Raw genomic sequence first — 20,608 nt, 5'->3', positions numbered from 1 at the left:
TCGTGCGTGGCAGCCGCGCGGGGCGGGATAATTTTTGGGGGAAACCGATCCAGATTGTTGCGGCCAAGCGCCCGCGCGTCCAGATCAGCTATCATGGCAAATTCTAGCGTTAGTAAAACATCGTCGTCGGCCCAGCTCTTGCTCTATGTCGGGCTGCTGGCATTTTTGGTCCTGCCCTTCGGCGCCGACCTGATCTTTCCGCTCGGAACGGCGGTATGGGTCGCCTATTTGCTGCCGGTCGTGCTTGCCTATCAGGGGCGTCGGCCGCAATTGCCGCTCATAATCGCTGCCGTCGCGACATTGCTGACCTGCTTTGGCTTTTATCTGGCCCCCACTGGGGTCGATCCCGCCGTGGCCCTGGTCAACCGCGTTCTGGGTATCGCAATCTATTGGATATTGGCAGCGATCGGCCTGCTCTTCATTCGCAACAAGCTGGCCATCGCCCGCGAGGAATGGTTGCAGGCGGGGCAGGTCGGACTGGCGGAGGCGGTCAGTGGAGAGCAATCGCTCGAGGATCTTGCGACCAGCGCACTCACCTTCCTGGCCGAATATCTCAAGGCGCAGGCCGGCGTGATCTATATCGCCAATGGCGACGGATTTCGGCGCTATGCCACCTATGCGGTACCGGCGGACGCCAATCTGCCCGAGCGTTTTGGCCCGGGCGATGGCCTGCTTGGCCAGGCGGTCGCGGGGCGGCGCAGCTTCATTCTCGACGCGGTCCCCGACGGCTATCTGACCTATGGATCGGCGCTTGGCCGTGCCCATCCCGAAACCTTGATCATTACCACGACCAAGGCCGACGGGGCGATCAATGCTGCGATCGAACTGGGCCTGCCCAAGGATATGGGCCATGACGCAATGGCCTTGCTTGATAGGGTCGAAGGGCAGTTCGGAGTGGCGATCCGTTCCGGGAAATATCGTGCCCGCCTGCGCGAACTGCTGGAAGAAACCCAGCAACAGGCCGAAGAGTTGCAGGCACAGAGTGAGGAACTGCGCGCCAATAACGAGGAACTGGAGCAGCAAAGCCGTCAGTTGCAGGAATCCGCCGTCAGGCTGGAAGCGCAGCAAAGCGAGTTGGAGCAGACCAACGTCCAGCTGGAAGAACAGACCCGTCAACTGGAGATTCAGCGTGATGATCTGTCGCGCGCGCAGGTCTCGCTCAAAAACCAAGCCGGGGAGTTGCAGCAATCGAGCCGCTATAAGTCGGAGTTTCTGGCGAATATGAGCCATGAACTGCGCACGCCGCTTAACTCGCTGCTGATCATGGCGCGCCTCCTCGCCGAAAATCGCGCCGGCAATCTGAATGCCGAACAGGTGCGACATGCCGAGACGATCGAGACGTCGGGCAATGATCTGCTGACCTTGATCAACGATATTCTCGATATTTCCAAGATCGAGGCAGGGAAGCTGGAATTGCAGCCCCGTCGGATCCGCATTGCGCCCATGCTGGACAAGCTATCCGCAATTTTCGCCCCCTCGGCCGCAGCCAAGGGGCTGGTGTTCGGAGCCAAGGCCGATAGCGAAGCGCCTGTGGAGATTGAAAGCGACCCGCAACGGATCGAGCAGGTGCTCAAGAATTTCCTGTCCAACGCGATCAAGTTCACTGACCAGGGATCGGTCATGGTCGCGGTGGAACCCCGCAGTCCGGGACGGATCGCCTTTATCGTGCGCGATACCGGCGTGGGCATAGCGGCCGATCAGCAGCAGCTTATCTTCGAGGCGTTTCAGCAGGCGGATGGCACGATCAGCCGCAAATATGGGGGCACCGGCCTCGGCCTGTCGATTTCGCGTGAACTGGCGCGGCTGCTGGGTGGCACAGTGGAAGTGGAAAGCCAGGAAGGAGAGGGCAGTGCCTTCGCGCTGATCCTGCCGGAACGGTTCGATCCTGCCGCAATCATGGCGGCACAGCCGGCTGTGGAACAGGCCCGACCACGTGTCGTGTCGCCCAATACCGCGCCGCTGCAGTCCCGCTCCGGACCGGCTCTGCAGGATGACCGTGAACATCTGACGGGCGATACCCGGGTCATTCTGATCGTCGAGGATGATCCGGTATTTGCCGGCATCCTACGCGACATCGCGCATGAACTGAAATTTCAGTGCCTGATCGCTGGTACCGCCGACGAAGGCGCGCTGATGGCGCGGCAATATGTGCCCAATGCGGTGATCCTAGACATGAACCTGCCCGATCATACCGGGCTTTCCGTACTGGATCGGATCAAGCGGGACGTGCGCACGCGCCACATTCCGGTGCATGTCGTGTCGGTGGATGACGATAGCCAGGCGGCGCTTTCCAGCGGCGCGATCGGGTATCTGTTCAAGCCGGTGAAGCGCGCCGCGCTGGTCGGGATGTTGGAGGGACTGGAGGCGCGCATGGCCCAGCGCATGCGTCGCGTTCTGGTGGTGGAGGACGATGCTCAGCAGGCCGAAAGCGTGAAGCTTTTGCTGGCGTCGCGCGATGTCGAGACGGTCGAGGCCCATTCGGCAGCCCAGTGTTTTGATCTGCTGGGGCGCGAGACATTCGATTGCATGGTGCTTGATCTCAACCTGCCCGATGCGTCCGGGCTTGACCTGCTCGATCGACTGAGCGCCGACGAGGCGGTCGGCTTTCCGCCCGTGATAGTCTATACTGGCCGCGACCTGAGCAGTGACGAAGAGATGCGGTTGCGGCGCTATTCCAAGTCGATCATCGTCAAGGGTGCCAAGTCGCCCGAGCGTCTGCTCGACGAAGTCACGCTGTTCCTGCACCAGGTGGTGTCGGACCTGCCTGCGCCGCAGCAGGCATTGATCGCCAAGTCGCTCAACCGCGATGCCGCGCTGGACGGGCGGAACATCCTGGTGGTGGAAGATGATATCCGCAATGTCTATGCGCTGACCTCCATCTTCGAGCCGCACGGCACCAATGTCCGTATCGCGCGCAACGGGCGCGAGGCGTTGCAGGCGCTGGACGAGGCCGCGCGTGGTTTGACCGACCCGGTCGACCTGGTGCTGATGGACGTGATGATGCCGGAAATGGATGGTCTGGCCGCCACGCGCGAAATCCGTTCACGGCCCTGGGGACGGAAATTGCCGATCATCACGCTTACGGCCAAGGCAATGGCGCGCGATCAGCAGGATTGCCTGGATGCGGGGGCCAACGACTATCTGGCCAAACCGCTGGATGTGGACAAGCTGTTGAGCCTGACACGGGTGTGGATGCCGCGATGACCGAAGATATTTTCCCGCCGCATGAGGAGCTGGAACTCGACTTGCTACTCGAGGCGATATTTCGTCAGTATCATTATGATTTCCGTGGTTACTCGCGTGGCTCACTGCATCGGCGCCTTGCCCGTGCCCAGCAACGCCATGCGTGTGCCAGCCTGTCGCAATTGCAGCATCTGCTATTGCGCGACCCGGCGGTATTTGCCGACCTTATGGGTTTCCTGACCATCCAGGTAAGCGAGATGTTCCGGGATCCCGCCTATTTCCGTGCCCTGCGCGAGCAGGTCATTCCCCATTTGCGGACCTACCCGTCGCTCAAAGTCTGGATCGCGGGCTGTGCCAATGGGGAAGAATTCTACTCCTTCGCCATCCTGTTTCGCGAGGAAGGGCTGGAGGATCGCACGATTTTCTATTGCACCGATATCAGCCCTGCGGCGCTGGAGAAGGCGGAAGCGGGCGTCTACGATCTGGATCGCATCCAGCAATTCACGGAAAATCATCGGCTTGCCGGCGGGAGGACCTCGCTGTCGGACTATTATACCGCCGCCTATGGCGCCGTGATGTTCGACAAGAGCCTGCGTCGACGCGCGGTATTCGCCGAACATAATCTGGCGAGCGACCAGGTGTTCGCGGAGGCGCAGCTGATTTCCAGTCGCAATGTCCTCATCTATTTCGACCGGGATCTGCAGGACCGGGCGCTGGGCCTGTTCGGCGACTCATTGGTCCGCGGCGGCTTTCTGGGATTGGGGGCGAAGGAAACATTGCGCTTTTCGCGCTACGCCGACGGCTTTGCCGATTTCGACGAGGGCGAGAAGATATACCGCCGCAACCTGACCGACCTGAGGACGCTCGATCATGCCGCCTGAGCTCGCGAAAATATTGGCCGTCGACGATGTCGAGGAAAATCTGACTGCGCTTGAAGCCTTGCTGAAGGCGGAGGGCGTAGAGATACTCAAGGCGCGTTCGGGGGCGCAGGCGCTGGAACTGTTGCTTGTCGAGGATGTCGCGCTGGCGCTGCTCGACGTCCAGATGCCGGGCATGGACGGTTTTGAACTGGCCGAGCTGATGCGGAGCACGGAGCGGACCCGGCGCGTGCCGATCATCTTCCTCACCGCCGCCGGAGCGGATGAGCAGCGTCGCTTCCGCGGTTACGAGAGTGGCGCGATCGACTATCTGTTCAAGCCGGTCGATCCCGACATATTGCGCCACAAGGTAGGCCTGTTCGTCGAACTGTTCCGCCAGCGTCAGGAACTGGCCCGCGAACGCGACCAGCATGCCGCTGCGCTGGCCCGGTTGCAGGCGCATGGCGACAATTCCCCGTTGGCGATCATCGAATTCGACGCAGGGCAGCATATCATCGCGTGGTCGCATGGCGCGGTGCGGATGTTCGGCTGGCGGGCGCCGGAAGTGGCCGGTTTTCGCGCGCTGGAACTGGACTGGCTCGATCCGGAGGATGCCGGCCGTTTTGGCGCGATGGTCAGCGAAATGATCGCGGGTCGACGCGTGCGGGACATGCAATGTTTGCGGATGCGCACGGCCGAAGGCGTCACGCTGGATTGCGAATGCTATTTTTCCGCCTTGCTGGATGGCCGGGGACGGCTGGTATCGATCAATGTCCAGATGCTGGATGTCACCGCGCGCAAGCGGGCGGAGGATACGCAAAGGTTGCTGATCGGCGAACTCAACCATCGTGTGAAAAATACGCTGGCATCGGTTCAGGCGATTGCCGTCCAGACATTGCGCCACTCATCCGGCCCGTCGGATTTCGCGCCGACCTTTACCGGTCGTATCCATGCGCTGGCGCGGGCGCATTCGCTGCTCAGCAGTTCGACCTGGCAGGGGGCGGGGTTGCGCGAACTGATCGATGGACAGATCGACATTGGCGCCGCCGACGTCAAGCAACTCAGGATTGATGGACCCGATCTGGAATTGGCGCCCGAACTGGCATTGCACCTGGCGCTGATCCTGCATGAGTTGGTCACCAATGCGCATAAATATGGGGCGCTTTCGGTTCCGACCGGGTCGGTATCGCTGTCCTGGACGATCGAGGAGGAGCGCCTGGTCATCGAGTGGATTGAAACCGGCGGTCCAGAGGTCGGCACGCCTACGCGCAAGGGTTTCGGTACCGCCTTGATCGAACGCAGCCTGCGGGCGGAACGGGGCGATGCGCGTGCCGACTATGCGGCGGATGGGGTCAGATGGGTGCTGACCCTGCCAATGGGGCCGCGCATCAGCAGAGTCGCCAGTGCCAACAGCCCGAAGGATAGGGTCGCAAGCGAACGGACGGGCGCGCATGCGGCCCTCGCCGGGCGCTCCTTCCTGCTGGTCGAGGATGAACCCCTGGTCGCGATGGAAATTGCCATGCTGCTGGAGGACCAGGGGGCAGTCATATTTGCTGTGGCTGCATCGGCAGCCGAGGCCCTTGCCCACGTGGAAGCCGGCCAGTTTGATGTCGCGCTGCTGGATGGTAATCTGCAGGGCGAACCGGTTGACGCCGTTGCGGCGGCGTTGGCGGCCCGGGACGTGCCCTTCGCCTTTGTATCGGGTTATGGCCGGGAACATCTGCCGGTCGACCATGCGCATCGGCCGGTAATCGGTAAGCCCTTTGCCCGGCAGGCGTTGCTGGATTGCGCCGCAGGACTATTGGCGGGTTCGGATGATATGCTGGCCCCGATGGCCTGATGCTGTGGGCGGGCTGGTTCGCACGAGGAGGCGAAGATGCGCGTGATGGTATTTGTGAAGGCGACGGAAGATAGCGAACAGGGGTTCGCGCCGTCGCCATGGACGGATGAGATGATGGCGGCGATGGGGCGGTTCAATGACGAACTGCAGGCGGCCGGCATCCTGCGCATGGCGGACGGCCTCAGGCCGACGTCGGAGGGCAAGCGCATCGCATTCGATGGTCCCGGGCGGGTCGTGAAGGACGGGCCATTCACCCCCGCCGGGCAACAGGTCGCGGGCTTCTGGTTGTGGGAGGTTTCCGATATGGAGGAAGCCCTGCTCTGGGCGAAGCGCTGTCCCAATCCGATGCCGGGACCAAGCGAGATCGAAATCCGGCCGCTTTATGCCGTCGAGGATATCATCGGGTAAGGGCGGCTTAGTACCGCCCCCGCCCTATCGCCACAGTTCGACCAGCATGGCCAGAAGGCCCTTCTCGTCCTTTCCAGCGGTTGCCTTGGGCGCGCCATAGCTGCGGCATTCCAGGCAGTCGGCGCGTACGCCAGCGCCGCTGACCAATCCGCGCACGTCGGCCACTGCCTGCAGTGCCCAGCGTTGCTGCAGGCGTGCTTCGCGGCCGATCAGGTCGCGCGGGGCGCCGGCATCATCCTTCTCGCGGTCGGCGATCGACTGGATGAACTCGGCGAACTTGTCCGGCTGCTTCTCGATCCAGTAGGGCTTGGCCTTGGCCGGATCGATCTTGGCGCGACGCGCGGCTTCGGCGATCGCGTCGTTGAGGTCGCCGAACCGGTCGACCAGGCCGATCTGGCGGGCGGTGCCGCCATCCCAGACGCGGCCCTGGGCGATGGCGTCGATCTGCGCCGGCGTCTTGTGCCGTGCTCGGGCGACCAGGCCGACGAAGCGGCGATAGATGTCCTCGACCCCCATCTGCATGATCTGGTCGAATTGCGGCGTGGTGCCGCCCGCGATATCGGGCTGGCCCGACAGCGGCGTGGTGCGCACGCCGTCGGTGGTGATGCCCATCTTGGCCAGCGTGCCCTCGAAACTGGGGATGATGCCGAACACGCCGATCGATCCCGTGATGGTGTCGGGCTCGGCAAAGACGATGTCGGCCGGGGTCGAGACCCAATAGCCGCCGCTCGCCGCGACATTGCCCATCGACACGACGATCGGCAGGCCGCCGGACTTGGCCTCCATGATGGCGCGGCGGATCTTCTCCGACGCCTGCACCGATCCGCCCGGCGAATCGACGCGCACGACCAGGGCCTTCAAGTCCTTCTCGTCCAGCGCCTTCATCAGCAGGTCGGAAATCGTATCGCCCGCCGCCGTGCCCGGGCCAGCCTCGCCATCGACAATGTCGCCGGCCACGGTCAGCACGCCGATCTGCCCGTCATTGGCGGGCTTCCTGGCCTTCACATAGGCGGCATAGTCGATCGCGGCATAGTCGGTGTCGTCCTTGTCGGACGGATCGCCCGCGACCTTGGCGACGCGCTCTTCAAAAGCCTCTTGATCGCCCAGATGATCGACCAGCCCGGCGGCGAGCGCGGCCTTGGCCATGTCGCCACCGGCGGCGCTGGCGGCGGCGGCCGGATCGGCGGCATAGGCCGCAACCTTCGCCTTGGGCCGCGCCTTGGTCACGTCATCCTGCCAGTTCTGCCACAGGGCGCCGGCCAGTTCCTGATTGGCCTGCTTGGCGGCGGGTGACTGGTCGGCGCGGATATAGGGTTCGACGAAGCTCTTGTAGGTGCCGACGCGATAGACATGGGTATTAACCCCCAGCTTGTCGATCAGCCCCTTATAATAGAGGCCCGATCCGCCGCGCCCGGCGATGGCGACGCCACCCATCGGGTCGACCCAGGCTTCGCTGGCATGGGCGGCGAGCTGGTAACTGTCGTCGCTATAGAGGGTTGCAAAGGCGAAAACCGGCTTCTTGGCGGCGCGCACCGCGTCCAGCGCCTTGCCGACGCGGGCGATCGCGACCTGGCCGCCGCCGCTGAAATCGTCGAGGTCGAGTACGACCGCCTTCACCTTGTCATCGGTGCGGGCGGCGTCGAGCGCGGTCAATATGTCGGACAGGCGATATTCCTTCGCCTGATCGCCCGAGCCCGACAGGATGGCGGTGGCACTTACCTCGGCCGGCTGCTCGACGATGCTGCCGTCCAGGTCCAGCAGCAGCGCGCCGCTGGCGATGGGCTTGGCCGGCTTGGGCGAGAAGGACAGGGCGGCATAGAGCAGCCCGAAGAAGAGCAGGAGGAACAGGAGCACCAGTCCGTCCTTGATCGCGACCAGGATGCGCCACGCGCCCTTCACAAATGCCAAATCGCCATTCCTTTTCCGTTGGTCGTCCCGAGCTATCGCATCGCCGGTTTGACTGCAATGTGGGCTTGTCCTGACCCGCGACAAGCTTGCGCGGACAATTTTGCCCGCTATGGCAGGCGCATCTTTCGCCCCAATCGTGCAGGAGACACGCCCGATGCCCACGCTCGTCCTCATCCGCCATGGTCAGTCGACCTGGAACTTGGAAAACCGCTTCACCGGCTGGTGGGATGTCGACGTGACCGAAAAGGGTGTGGAGGAGGCACGCGCCGCCGGTCGCCTGCTCAAGGAAAAGGGGCTGGATTTCGACCAATGCTATACCTCGGTCCAGAGCCGCGCGATCAAGACGTTGAACCTGGTGCTGGAGGAAATGGGGCGGCTGTGGCTGCCGGTCGAGAAGGACTGGCGCCTGAATGAACGCCATTATGGCGGCCTGACCGGCCTCAACAAGGCGGAGACGGCAGCCAAGCATGGCGACGATCAGGTCAAGATCTGGCGCCGCAGCTTCGATGTTCCGCCGCCGGTGCTGGAAGCGGGCAGCGAGTTCGACCTGTCGAAGGACCGCCGCTATGACGGCATTGCCATCCCGTCGACCGAAAGCCTGAAGGACACGATCGCCCGCGTGCTGCCCTATTGGGAATCGGTCATTGCGCCCGACCTGAAGGCCGGCAAGCGCGTCGTCATCTCCGCCCATGGCAATTCGCTGCGCGCGCTGGTCAAGCATCTGTCGAACATTCCCGATGACGAGATCACCGAACTGGAAATCCCGACCGGCCAGCCGATCGTCTATGAACTGGCCGACGATCTGACCGCGACCGATCGCTATTATCTGTCGGAACGGTAATTCGGCCCGGCCGATACGGAAAACCACATTGCCCCTTGGCGGCCCGGCCGCTAAGGGGCTTTGCTTTCCGGGCAGGCCGGTGGGCCGCCCCATCAGGGGAAGCGATATATGAGCGGGGCAGTGGAAGTCGGCATCATCATGGGCTCGCGCTCCGACTGGGAGACGATGCGTCATGCCGCCGAGACGCTGGAAGCGCTGGGCGTTGCCCATGAGTGCAAGGTTGTGTCCGCCCATCGCACCCCGCAACGCCTCTATGATTATGCCACCAGCGCCGCTGGCCGCGGCCTCAAGGTCATCATCGCCGGTGCCGGTGGCGCCGCCCATCTGCCGGGCATGGCCGCATCGATGACCCGTCTGCCGGTTCTGGGCGTGCCGGTGGAGTCCAAGGCCTTGAAGGGCATGGATTCGCTGCTCTCCATCGTTCAGATGCCCGGCGGCATTCCGGTCGGCACGCTGGCGATCGGCAAGCCCGGCGCGATCAATGCCGGCCTGCTCGCCGCGTCGATCCTGGCGACGCATGACGATGCGCTGGCCGAGCGGCTGGACGAATGGCGCGCGCGCCAGACCGACGCCGTCGCCGAAACCGTCGAGGACTGATCCCGATCATGACGACCATTGCTCCCGGCGCCACCATCGGCATTCTTGGCGGCGGCCAGCTTGGCCGGATGATCGCCATGGCCGCGGCCCAGCTTGGCTATCGCACCCATATCTACGCGCCCGAGACGAGCGGCCCCGCCGCCGATGTCTCGCCAAGCTGGACCCAGGGCGCCTATGAGGATGCCGCCGCGCTCGCCGCCTTTGCCGAGGGCGTCGACGTCGTCACTTATGAGTTCGAGAATATCGACCCGTCGGCGGTCGAGGTGCTGGCGAGCCATGGGCTGGTCCGCCCCGGCGCCGGCGCGCTGCGTATCGCGCAGGATCGTCTCGCCGAAAAGCGTTTCGTCGCCGACCTCGGCGGCTTGACCGCGCCGTTCGCGCCGGTCGACAGCCTGGACGATCTGGAAACCGCGATCGAGATGATCGGCAGCCGCGCGATCCTCAAGACCAACCGCATGGGCTATGACGGCAAGGGCCAGGCCCGGATCAACGAGCCGGGCGACGCGGTCGGTGCCTGGAACGCAATTCAGCGCCAGCCTGCCATCCTCGAAGGTTTCGTGACCTTCGATCAGGAATATTCGGTGATCCTGGTGCGCGGCGCCGACGGCGCGGTGCGTTTCTGGGATTCGGCCGCAAACGTCCATGTCGATGGCATCCTCGCCACCTCGACCGTGCCGGCCGGATCGCTGATCGAGGCGCAGTTGCCCGCCGCCCGCGCGCTCGCCAGGCAGGTCGCCGATGCGCTCGACTATGTCGGCGTGCTGACGCTGGAGTTTTTTGCCAGCGCCGATGGCCCGGTGTTCAACGAAATGGCGCCGCGCGTCCATAATAGCGGCCACTGGACGATCGAGGGCGCGCTGACCAGCCAGTTCGAGAACCATGTCCGCGCGATCTGCGGCCTGCCGCTCGGCGATACGGGCCTGGCCGCCCAGCGGGTCGAGATGCGCAACCTGATCGGCGACGATGCGGCGGAGTGGCCGGCCATCCTGTCCGACCCTGAAAATCATCTTCACCTCTATGGCAAGCATGAGGCGCGTCCGGGCCGCAAGATGGGGCATGTGACGCGGCTCAGCTTGTGACGCCCGACATCGTCCTGATCCTGGCCCGCGCCGACAATGGCGTGATCGGCCGGGATGGCGATCTGCCCTGGCGGCTGCCGGCCGACCTCAGGCATTTCAAGGCGCTGACCGCCGGCCATCCGATGCTGATGGGGCGCAAGACGTTCGACAGCCTGCCCGGCCTGCTGCCCGGCCGTCGCCATATCGTGCTGACCCGCGATCGGGGCTGGGCGGGCGAGGGGGCGGAGGTCGCGCATGATGTCGACGCCGCGATCATGTTGGCGGATGCGCCCACGCTGATGGTGATCGGCGGCGCGGAAATCTATCGCCTGTTCCTCGACCGGGCCGACCGGATCGAACTGACCGAGGTGCATGTTGACGCCGAAGGTGACACCCATATCGGCTATCCCGATCCGGTGGACTGGCGCGAGACGGCGCGCGCGGATCATCCCTCGCTGGACGGGCGCCCGGCCTACAGCTTCGTGACGTTCGGCCGTCGCCCGTAAATCTTCCGTCATTGCGAGCGTCGCGAAGCAATCCATGTGCGTCGGTGGATTGCTTCGCTACGCTCGCAATGACGACAGGGATGTATGGACATGATCGCCAATTGCCACGCCCTGTGTGTCACCCTATAGCCCCGGCCATGGAGCGGCTTACCAGCAATGCCCCGATCCCTGCGTATCTGCGCGGCGGCGTCATGGCGCTTGGCAATTTCGACGGCTTTCATGCCGGCCATCAGGCGGTGGTCGGCCGCGCGATCGCGCGTGCGCGGGCGGAGGGACGGCCGGCGATCGTCGCCACCTTCGATCCCCATCCCATGCGCCTGTTCCAGCCCGATACGCCGCCCTTTCGCCTGACCACGCTGGACCAGCGGCAGGCGCTGTTCGCGGCCGCCGGCGCCGACGCAATGCTGGTATTCGACTTCACCCGCGAACTCGCCGCGCTCGACCCCGCCGGCTATGTCCGGTTGCTGATGGAAGAGCTGGGCGTCGCCGCGGTCGTCACGGGCGAGGATTTCACCTTCGGCAAGGGCCGCAGCGGCACGATCGCCAGTTTCGGCGAACTGGGCCTGCCGGCCGAAGCGGTCGCGCCGGTCACGGACGCGGAAGGGGTGATCAGTTCCAGCCGCATCCGCGCCGCATTGCAGGCCGGTGATTGCGCCACCGCCACCCGCCTGCTGACGCGCCCCTTTGCGATACAGGGCGTGGTCCAGCATGGCGACAAGCTGGGTCGCACCATCGGCTTCCCGACTGCCAATATCGATCTTGGCCCTTATCTGCGCCCGGCCTTCGGCATCTATGCCGTGCGCGGGCTGTTGGTCGATGGCCGGGTGCTGGACGGCGCCGCCAATCTGGGCATCCGCCCAAGCTTCGATCCGCCCAAGCTGTTGCTGGAGCCGCATTTCTTCGATTTTGCCGAAAGCCTGTACGACCAGAGCATCGAAGTGCAACTGATCCACTATCTCCGGCCGGAGGCGAAGTTTGACGGCCTCGACCCGCTGATCGCGCAGATCGCCCGCGACTGCGACGACGCACGGCAAATCCTTGCGGGAACGCCTTACCTCGCTTAATGCCCCCTGACCTCACCCGTTCGTGCTGAGTAGGGGCTGAGCCTGTCGAAGACCCGTATCGAAGCATTCATCCTTCGATACGCCATTTCGACTTCGCTCAATGGCTACTCAGGACGAACGGATTTGCTTAATTTGCCGGACCCCATATGACCGACCAGCCCGATTACAAAAGCACCGTCTTCCTTCCCGTCACCGACTTCCCGATGAAGGCCGGCCTCGCGCAGAAGGAACCGGCGATTGCCGCGCGCTGGGCGGCGATGGACCTCTATGGCAAGCTGCGCGAGAAGCGCGCCGGCCGCGAACGCTTCATCCTGCATGACGGCCCGCCCTACGCCAATGGCGACATCCATATGGGCCATGCGATGAACAAGGTGCTCAAGGACATCATCGTCCGCAGCCAGTCGCTGCTGGGCAAGGATGCGCCCTATGTGCCCGGCTGGGACTGCCACGGCCTGCCGATCGAATGGAAGATCGAAGAGGAATATCGCAAGAAGAAGCTGAACAAGGACGAGGTGCCCGCGTCCGAGTTTCGCGCCCAGTGCCGCGCCTATGCCGACAAATGGGTGGACGTGCAGAAGGAGCAGTTCAAGCGTCTGGGCGTGATGGGTGACTGGGCCGATCCCTATCTGACCATGAAGTTCGATGCCGAGGCGACGATCGTCGGTGAACTGCTGAAATTCGCGGAAAGCGGCCAGCTCTATCGCGGCGCCAAGCCCGTCATGTGGTCCCCGGTCGAAAAGACCGCGCTGGCCGAGGCGGAAGTGGAATATGAGGACATCACGTCGACCCAGATCGACGTGGCGTTCGAGATCGTCGAAGCGCCGAACGCGCCCGAACTGGTCGGCGCCCATGCGGTGATCTGGACCACCACGCCCTGGACGATCCCGGTGAACCAGGCTTTGGCCTATGGCGAGAAGATCGACTACTTCTTGGTAACCGACAAGCACCGTCGCTTTATAATTGCAGCGCCGTTGTTTACGGCGTTCGCCATCAGATTTGAGGCCGCTTCTGAACTTGGCCTGAAATTGTGGCAAGTCACGGATGATAATGGCAATCCAATTGTAATTCGTGGCTCCGACCTCGCCGGTGCCGTCGCGCGTCACCCGATGCACGCGCTGGGCGGCTTCTTCGCCAAGCCGCGTCCGTTCCTGGCGGGCGATTTCGTCACGACCGATGCGGGCACCGGCCTCGTCCATATGGCACCCGACCATGGCGAGGACGACTTTGCGCTGTGCAAGGCGAACGGCCTGAACCCCGTCTTCGCGGTCGAAGGCGACGGCAAATATCGCGCCGACTGGCTGTGGCTGGGCGGGCAGGGGTCGGTCATCAACCCCAAATTCGTCGGCAAGGATGGCCCGATATGCACCGATCTGCGTGAAGCGGGCGCGCTGCTCGCCGCGTCGGACGATTTCAAGCACAGCTATCCGCATAGCTGGCGCTCCAAGGCGAAGATCATCTTCCGCTGCACCCCGCAATGGTTCATCCCGATGGACCAGCCGCAGGAAGGCGGCATTGCCGACATGGATGGCGGCGTGATGCCTACCCCGATCGTCAGCAGCAACGGCCCGACCCTGCGTGAAGTCGCGCTCGACGCGATCGAGCATACGCGCTGGGTGCCCGAGCGGTCGACCAACCGTATCCGCTCGATGGTGGAGGGCCGCCCCGACTGGGTGATCAGCCGCCAACGCGCCTGGGGCGTGCCGATCGCCCTCTATGTTCATCGCAAGACTGGCGACTATCTTGTTGATCCGGCAGTCAATGCCCGCATCATCGAGGCGTTCAAGGGCGCCGGTGCGGACGCCTGGTTCGGTGCCGATCATCAGGCGCTGCTCGGCGCCGATTATGACCTCAATGACTATGAGGTCGTGAACGACATTCTCGACGTCTGGTTCGACAGCGGCTCGACCCACAGCTTCGTGGTCGAGGGCCGCTATGGCGAAGGCACCCGCGCCGACCTCTATATCGAAGGATCGGACCAGCATCGTGGCTGGTTCCAGTCCTCGCTGCTGGAAAGCTGCGGCACCCGGGGCCAGGCCCCCTACAAGGCGGTGCTGACCCACGGCTTCGCGCTCGACGGCTCGGGCAAGAAAATGTCCAAGAGCCTTGGCAATGTCGTCGATCCGCTCAAGATCATGGCCGAAAGCGGTGCCGACATCCTGCGCGTCTGGGTCGCCAGCACCGACTATTTCGATGATGTCCGCATCGGCAAGGAAGTGCTGGCCGGTTCGTCCGACGCCTATCGCAAGCTGCGCAACACCTTCCGCTACATGCTCGGCGCCCTGTCCGATTATGAGGAGAGCGAGGCGGTCAGCTATGCCGAGATGCCGGAGCTGGAGCGCTACATGCTCCATCGCCTGGCCCAGCTCGACGCGGAACTGCGCGCGGTGGTGGACAAGGCGGCGAAGAGCGAGAACTGGCTGGAGTTCAGCCGCTACACCCGCGCGATCTTCGATTTCGCGAACAGCGACCTCAGCGCCTTCTTCTTCGATATCCGCAAGGATTGCCTCTATTGCGATGCGAAGTCGGACCCCAAGCGCCGCGCCTATCGCACCTTGCTCGATACGCTGTTCCACGCATTGGTCCGCTATGTCGCGCCGATCATCCCCTTCACCGCTGAGGAAGTATGGCAGAGTCGTTTTCCAAGTGACGAAGATAGCGTCCATTTTCTGGAATGGCCGGAGGTCGACCATCACTGGATCGACAGCCATCTGAACGACAAATGGGCGGAGCTGCGTGACCAGCGTGAGCAGGTCAACGAGGCGATCGAGCCCTTCCGTCGCGAAAAGGTGATCCGCTCCAGCCTGGAGGCCGATGTCACCATGGGCGAACTGCTGCCCAGCGACGGTGTGAACTTCGCCGAAATCGCCATCGTCGCTCGGATCGAGATGGGCGTGGGCGACGGCATCATCGTCAAGCCCAGCGAGTGGCACAAGTGCGGCCGTTGCTGGCGCCTGCTGCCCGAGGTCGAGGAAGACGGCACGCTGTGCAACCGCTGTGACGAGGTGTTGAAGGCATGAGCTTCAAGCCTGCGGTCAATCACCGCCCGCTGGGGCTGACGGTCGCGATCGTCACCCTCGCGCTCGACCAGCTGGTCAAATATACCGTCACCTATCCGCTCGCGCTGCAGAGCCGGGCGGATGCGGGGATCGAGATATTGCCCTTCTTCCGCCTGCGCTGGCTGGAAAATCGTGGCGTCTCGATGGGCTTCTTCCATGCCGATAATGATACGATGCGCTGGATATTGGTCGGCATGACCATGTTGATCGCCGGCTTTGTCGGCGTGTGGATGTGGCGCGAGAAAGCGCGTTCGGACGTCGCGGCGCTCGGCTTGGTGCTGGGCGGCGCAATCGGCAATATCGTCGACCGGATGCGACTGGGCTATGTCGTCGACTATGCCGACCTGCATTTCGGCGAATGGCGGCCCTTCCTGATTTTCAACCTGGCCGACGCGGCCATCACGATTGGTGTGCTGATCCTGCTTGCGCGGGCGCTGCTGCTGCGCGAGAAGGGCGCAAAGACGGAGACCCTGAAGTAATGCGTAAACTGATCCTCGCCGCCGGTCTTGTTGGCACCCTGTCGGCTTGCGGCTCGTCCGGTGGACTGATGGGCCGCGCCCGGCCCGATGAATTCGCCGTCTCGCGTCAGGCACCGCTGGTGATCCCGCCCGATTTCGCGCTCGTGCCCCCTGCGCCGGGTACGCCGTCGGCGGCCGCCGTTGATTCGAGCCGCGCGGCGCAGGATGTCCTGTTCGGCGGTCCCGCACCGCGTAGCGCATCCGAAACCTCTGCGCTGAATGCCGCCGGTCGTGCCAATGCCGCTGCCGGCATCCGTTCGCAGGCGGGCGATCCGGGCACGGAAGTGGTCGACAAGGGCGCGACTACGCGCGACATCATCGCCGCGCCGGAAGGCGATGGCCAGGATGCCCGCGCCTCGACCCAGACGGCTACGCCCCAGCCGCAGCAGTAATAAGGGTCAAGGGGGCGTTGTGGCGCCCCCTTCCACCATGGCTTTGAGCCGGGACAGATTGGCGTCCCACTGCGTGCCGACCTGGACAAGCCAGGCCTGTGCGTCTTCAATGCCCTGACGCCGCAGGGCAAAATGCACTTCCCGACCCTTTTTGCGCCGCTGGACCAGTCCCGCGCCAAGCAATATGTCGAGATGCTTGGCAACGGCCTGGCGACTGATCGGCAGATCCTCCCCCAATTGTCCGATCGACCGGGCGCCGCCATCGCCCAATCGCGCGATCAGCCCCAGGCGCGTGGGATCGCCCAGGGCGGCGAAGACCGGTGCGGGATCAGCCGGCGACATAGGTGGCGATATTGGTCATCTGCTCGGCCCAGCCGCCGTCATTGCTGCGCATCACGTTGGTCCTGCGCGGTTCCGGGACCTGGTCGAAGCCGCTTTCGGTGACGGTCAGCCGCGTGCCATCGCCGGCTGGTTCCAGCACGAATTCGACCAGCGTCCATTCCGCTACCGGAACGCCGCTGTCCATCAGCGCCTTGTCGCCGCCGGTCGCGGGCCATTCATAGGCGAAGCGGATCATCGGTTCGATCGCGACGATCCGCGCTTCCCAGCGATAATCCTCATAGCCCGGATAGGTCATGTGTCCGGTCGAAGGCCGGCCGACGGCAAAGGGCTGGTCCAGTGCAACCTGGAACCAGATGCCGAATTTTTCATGGTCGGTCAGGGCATCCCATACGCGCGCGATGGGAGCGGCGATGTCGATCGTCTTGATGATGCTATTGGTCATGATGAGCAACCTCCTGGTTGCCTATATGTGCCGGATCGATCAAATACGCAACTAAATGGTTGCTAATTCTGCCTGGGGTCATAGAGGATATGTGCCCGGCCGCCGGCACGGACGGGGAGGTAGAGACCCTGGCCATAGGCCGCGATCTGGCCGATTTCCGTTTTGTCGATGCTGGTCGAGATGTGGAAGTTGCGGGTGTCGCGCTCGCCGATCGCGTGCCGTATCTTGACCATCAACTTGTCCAGATCATGGGCGAAATTCTGGCTGAGGGCGTCGGCGATGGCCGGTGCGAAACTGGGGCTGCTGGCAACCGCGATGATCAGGTCGCCGCCCACGCCATTGCTGTCGCCCATTACCGAGAGATCCTGGAAATGGATCACCGGCGAATTGGGCGCGTTGACCGGCCGCGCCGTCAGCCAGATGCGCCCCTTGGTCTCGCCGATCTTGCCGCCGGCGCCGCGCACCGCCAGGTCGACGCCCGCCGCCACGCGATTGCCGGTGGTGCCATAGAAGATGACCTTGTCGAAACGGACCAGCAGGGCACCGACCTTGGGCACATCGAACGGCCGTTTGGCACGCTTTTGCAGCGCACGCAGGATCACCGGTTCCAGTTGGGCATAGTCGGCGCGGACCGGGATGAAAAAGCGCAGGTCGCCGTTGATCGGTTCGGCGGCGGGCGGGGGAAGGGGCGTGGGTTTCGGATCGGCGGGGCGGTCGCCGACCACGGTTTCGGTCACCGCCTGGATGCCCAGATTGATGCGCAGCCGATCACCTTCCATCGCATAGCCATCGAACAACAGCCGTTGCGGCGTGACCCGCATCCAGACCGGTGGATTCTCGCGATTGAGCGATATGCTGGTGAAGGCTTTGCTCCATAGTTTCTCAACCTGCGGGCGCAGGGCGACCTTGGCCAGTTCCTGGGGCAATTGCTGTTGCAGCTTGGCGATCAGGGGGCGTAGCTTCTCGTCCACCTTGTCGCCAAAGGCGATGCGCTGGCCCAGGAAATCGATGCCCGGCGGGGTGGTCCAGTCATAGCTGAGGCGCACCGTGCCATGGGGCGACCAGTCGGGCGCGAGCGACAGGCTGAGCCGGGCATGGGCCATCGCCCCGCCAGTCGCGGTTTCGCCCTTGAGCACACCGGCCACATCGCGGGCGGCCACCGTCGCCCGGATTGGTACGTCCGCAATCAATTCGCGTCCCTGGCCATGCAGGCGGATGGCGCCGCGCGTCACTGTGCCGACGATGGTGCATTTGATCACGGGCGTGACGTTGATCTTCTTGCCGAGCAGCTTGACATGCTGCGGCGGAACGCAGCGTGCGCCGGGCTGGTTGATGCTCCACAATTCGCGCGGCAGCGCCTGCTCAATGGCATGCAGGACCAGCGTCCGGTCTATCTCGATCGGCACGGTGATGACCGAGGAGCCTTGCGGGGATGGCACTGGATCGGTTGCGCGCGGCGGCGCCTCAACCTTGTCCTTCCCCGAGCAAGCGGCCAGCAGCAATGCAAGGCAGAGCGAAGATGCGATACGCACGACCAGCGATGCCTTGCCCAAATGGCTGCCCTCCAGGCCGCGATCCTGCTGGATGCGGGCGTTCAGGCTATGCCAAGTCGTGCGTGGCGTCCACTCTGATCCCGATCAGTATCAGTCCCTAGTGGCGTCGTCGCTCAGGCCCGCGCCTCGGCGCCGATGCCTGCACTATTATGGCGCAGGGCCGTCAATACGGTGTCGACGATCGCATCGGCATCAAGGCGTGCGTCGGCATATTGCTTTTCGGGTTTATCCTGATCCTGGAAGATGTCTGGCAGGCGCAGGGTGCGAATCTTGAGTCCCGCGTCGGTAAGGCCAAGGTCGCTCGCCAGGGTCAGGACATGGGCGCCAAGGCCACCGATCGCCCCTTCCTCGATCGTCACCGCCACTTCGTGGGTGGTCAGCATCCGGCGGATCAGCGCTTCGTCCAGCGGCTTGGCAAAGCGCAGATCGACGACCGAGGCCGACAGCCCCTTGGTCTCCAGCATGTCCGCCGCCTTGATCGCTTCCTCAAGCCGGGTGCCAAGCGACAGGATCGCGACCTGGCGTCCTTCGCGCAGGATGCGGCCCTTGCCGATCGGCAGGGCCTCGGGAATTTTGGGCATGGCCACGCCGGTGCCGTTGCCGCGCGGGTAGCGCACCGCGATCGGGCCGCTGTCATGCGTGGCGCAGGTATGGACCATATGGACCAGTTCCGCCTCGTCGGCGGCGGCCATGACCACGAAATTGGGCAGGCTGGCGAGATAGGTGACATCGAAACTGCCGGCATGGGTGGAGCCGTCAGCGCCGACCAGCCCGGCCCGGTCGATCGCGAAGCGCACCGGCAGGTTCTGGATCGCGACATCATGCACGACCTGGTCATAGGCGCGCTGCAGGAAGGTCGAATAGATGGCGCAGAAGGGACGCATCCCCTGGGCCGCAAGGCCGGCGGCGAAGGTCACCGCATGCTGTTCGGCGATGCCGACGTCGAACGTCCGATCCGGGAAGGCCAGTTCAAACTTGTCGAGACCGGTGCCCGACGGCATGGCGGCGGTGATCGCGCACAAGCGCGGATCGCGCTGCGCTTCGGCAATCAGCGCCTGGGCGAAGACATTGGTGTAGCTTGGCGGCCCCGGAGGCGCCTTTGCCTGGGTGCCGGTGATGACGTCGAATTTCTGCACGCCATGATATTTGTCGGCCGCCGCCTCGGCCGGGGCATAGCCCTTGCCCTTCTGGGTGACGACGTGGATCAACACCGGCCCTTCGGCATTGTCGCGCACATTTTCCAGCACGGGGATCAACTGGTCGAGATTATGGCCGTCGACCGGCCCGACATAATAAAAGCCCAATTCCTCGAACAGGGTGCCGCCCATCGCCATGCCGCGGGCGAATTCGTCGGTCTTCTTGGCCGCCTTGTGCAATGGCCGGGGCAGCTTGCGCGCCAGTCGCTTCGCGAGGTCGCGCAGGCCCAGAAATTCGCGGCTCGACACCAGGCGGGCGAGATAGGCGGACAGGCCGCCGACCGGCGGCGCGATCGACATGTCATTATCGTTGAGGATGACGACCAGGCGATTGCCTGCTTCCTGGGCGTTGTTCATCGCCTCATAGGCCATGCCGGCCGACATGGCGCCATCGCCAATCACCGCGATCGCCTTGCCCGGCTTGCCCTGCATCTTGTTGGCGACGGCAAAGCCCAGCGCCGCGCTGATCGAGGTCGAGCTGTGCGCTGCGCCGAACGGATCATATTCGGATTCGGTGCGCTTGGTGAAGCCGCTGAGGCCGCCGCCCTGGCGCAGGGTCCGGATGCGATCGCGCCGTCCGGTCAGGATTTTATGCGGATAGCATTGGTGACCAACGTCCCAGATCAGCTTGTCGTTGGGCGTATCGAACACATAATGGATTGCGGTCGTCAATTCCACGACGCCCAGGCCGGACCCGAGATGGCCGCCGGTAACGCCAACCGCCGCGATGGTTTCGTCGCGCAGCTCATCGGCCAGCTGGCGTAGCTGATCGGGCTGCAGGGCGCGCAGGTCGGTGGGGGTATGGACGGTATCGAGCAACGGCGTGGACGGATTGGACATGGGGAAC

At 63.9% G+C, this 20,608-nt stretch carries 17 protein-coding genes; 12 read left to right on the top strand and 5 right to left on the bottom strand.

From position 1 onward, the window contains the following. Positions 1-93 precede the first annotated feature (93 nt). Genes PMI04_RS12510 through PMI04_RS12495 form a run of 4 tightly spaced genes read left to right on the top strand, consistent with a single transcriptional unit; the run spans position 94 to position 6,288 of the window. Positions 94-3,204: a response regulator gene (locus tag PMI04_RS12510; protein ID WP_007707328.1), complete on the top strand. Its 3,111-nt coding sequence runs from the start codon at positions 94-96 to the stop codon at positions 3,202-3,204. Further along, positions 3,189-4,064, top strand: a complete 876-nt coding sequence (locus tag PMI04_RS12505; RefSeq protein WP_037485745.1) for a CheR family methyltransferase — start codon at positions 3,189-3,191, stop codon at positions 4,062-4,064. Before PMI04_RS12510 ends, PMI04_RS12505 begins: the two co-directional genes overlap by 16 nt. Next, positions 4,054-5,880 (top strand): response regulator, encoded by a 1,827-nt coding sequence (locus PMI04_RS12500; protein ID WP_007707326.1) that lies wholly within the window; start codon positions 4,054-4,056, stop codon positions 5,878-5,880. Before PMI04_RS12505 ends, PMI04_RS12500 begins: the two co-directional genes overlap by 11 nt. Before the next feature lie 36 nt (positions 5,881-5,916). After that, on the top strand, positions 5,917-6,288 hold the full coding sequence (locus PMI04_RS12495; protein WP_007707324.1) for a YciI family protein: 372 nt from the start codon (positions 5,917-5,919) through the stop codon (positions 6,286-6,288). 24 nt (positions 6,289-6,312) lie between these two features. On the opposite strand, the gene sppA is transcribed toward PMI04_RS12495, so the two are convergent. Continuing rightward, entirely contained in the window at positions 6,313-8,196 is a 1,884-nt protein-coding gene (gene sppA, locus PMI04_RS12490) for a signal peptide peptidase SppA (RefSeq protein ID WP_007707322.1), read from the bottom strand. A gap of 154 nt (positions 8,197-8,350) precedes the next feature. Between sppA and gpmA the strand changes: the two genes are divergently transcribed. The 8 genes from gpmA (at position 8,351) to PMI04_RS12450 (ending at position 16,228) form a co-directional block, all read left to right on the top strand. After that, positions 8,351-9,037 (top strand): 2,3-diphosphoglycerate-dependent phosphoglycerate mutase, encoded by a 687-nt coding sequence (gpmA, locus tag PMI04_RS12485; protein WP_007707313.1) that lies wholly within the window; start codon positions 8,351-8,353, stop codon positions 9,035-9,037. Between the two features lie 108 nt (positions 9,038-9,145). Then, on the top strand, positions 9,146-9,634 hold the full coding sequence (gene purE, locus PMI04_RS12480; protein ID WP_007707312.1) for a 5-(carboxyamino)imidazole ribonucleotide mutase: 489 nt from the start codon (positions 9,146-9,148) through the stop codon (positions 9,632-9,634). 8 nt (positions 9,635-9,642) lie between these two features. Then, positions 9,643-10,713, top strand: coding sequence for a 5-(carboxyamino)imidazole ribonucleotide synthase (locus tag PMI04_RS12475; protein ID WP_007707311.1), 1,071 nt, complete (start codon positions 9,643-9,645; stop codon positions 10,711-10,713). Continuing rightward, a complete protein-coding gene (locus PMI04_RS12470; RefSeq protein WP_007707310.1) occupies positions 10,710-11,198 on the top strand; it encodes a dihydrofolate reductase in 489 nt (162 codons plus the stop codon). The genes PMI04_RS12475 and PMI04_RS12470 overlap by 4 nt, the downstream gene beginning before the upstream one ends. Before the next feature lie 137 nt (positions 11,199-11,335). After that, positions 11,336-12,262: a bifunctional riboflavin kinase/FAD synthetase gene (locus PMI04_RS12465; protein WP_007707309.1), complete on the top strand. Its 927-nt coding sequence runs from the start codon at positions 11,336-11,338 to the stop codon at positions 12,260-12,262. A 146-nt stretch (positions 12,263-12,408) separates the two neighbouring features. Further along, positions 12,409-15,279, top strand: a complete 2,871-nt coding sequence (gene ileS, locus PMI04_RS12460; protein WP_007707307.1) for an isoleucine--tRNA ligase — start codon at positions 12,409-12,411, stop codon at positions 15,277-15,279. Then, on the top strand, positions 15,276-15,797 hold the full coding sequence (gene lspA, locus PMI04_RS12455) for a signal peptidase II (RefSeq protein ID WP_007707306.1): 522 nt from the start codon (positions 15,276-15,278) through the stop codon (positions 15,795-15,797). The genes ileS and lspA overlap by 4 nt, the downstream gene beginning before the upstream one ends. Beyond that, complete coding sequence (locus PMI04_RS12450) at positions 15,797-16,228, top strand: DUF3035 domain-containing protein (protein ID WP_007707305.1); 432 nt, start codon at positions 15,797-15,799, stop codon at positions 16,226-16,228. The genes lspA and PMI04_RS12450 overlap by 1 nt, the downstream gene beginning before the upstream one ends. Positions 16,229-16,234: 6 nt before the next feature. Here the strand turns inward: PMI04_RS12450 and PMI04_RS12445 are convergent, their stop codons facing one another. The 4 genes from PMI04_RS12445 to dxs form a co-directional block, all read right to left on the bottom strand. After that, positions 16,235-16,570 carry a metalloregulator ArsR/SmtB family transcription factor gene (locus PMI04_RS12445; protein WP_007707304.1) on the bottom strand — a complete coding sequence of 112 codons (336 nt, stop codon included), beginning with the start codon at positions 16,568-16,570 and terminating at the stop codon, positions 16,235-16,237. Next, complete coding sequence (locus tag PMI04_RS12440; protein ID WP_007707302.1) at positions 16,557-17,012, bottom strand: SRPBCC family protein; 456 nt, start codon at positions 17,010-17,012, stop codon at positions 16,557-16,559. The genes PMI04_RS12445 and PMI04_RS12440 overlap by 14 nt, the downstream gene beginning before the upstream one ends. Before the next feature lie 62 nt (positions 17,013-17,074). After that, positions 17,075-18,544, bottom strand: coding sequence for a DUF4403 family protein (locus PMI04_RS12435; RefSeq protein ID WP_037485802.1), 1,470 nt, complete (start codon positions 18,542-18,544; stop codon positions 17,075-17,077). 134 nt (positions 18,545-18,678) lie between these two features. After that, complete coding sequence (dxs, locus tag PMI04_RS12430; RefSeq protein WP_007707298.1) at positions 18,679-20,601, bottom strand: 1-deoxy-D-xylulose-5-phosphate synthase; 1,923 nt, start codon at positions 20,599-20,601, stop codon at positions 18,679-18,681. Positions 20,602-20,608 lie beyond the last annotated feature (7 nt).

Origin of the sequence: Sphingobium sp. AP49 (genome assembly GCF_000281715.2) — a bacterium.
Taxonomy (GTDB): domain Bacteria; phylum Pseudomonadota; class Alphaproteobacteria; order Sphingomonadales; family Sphingomonadaceae; genus Sphingobium.
This window is presented reverse-complemented; position numbering and strand designations above follow the sequence as displayed.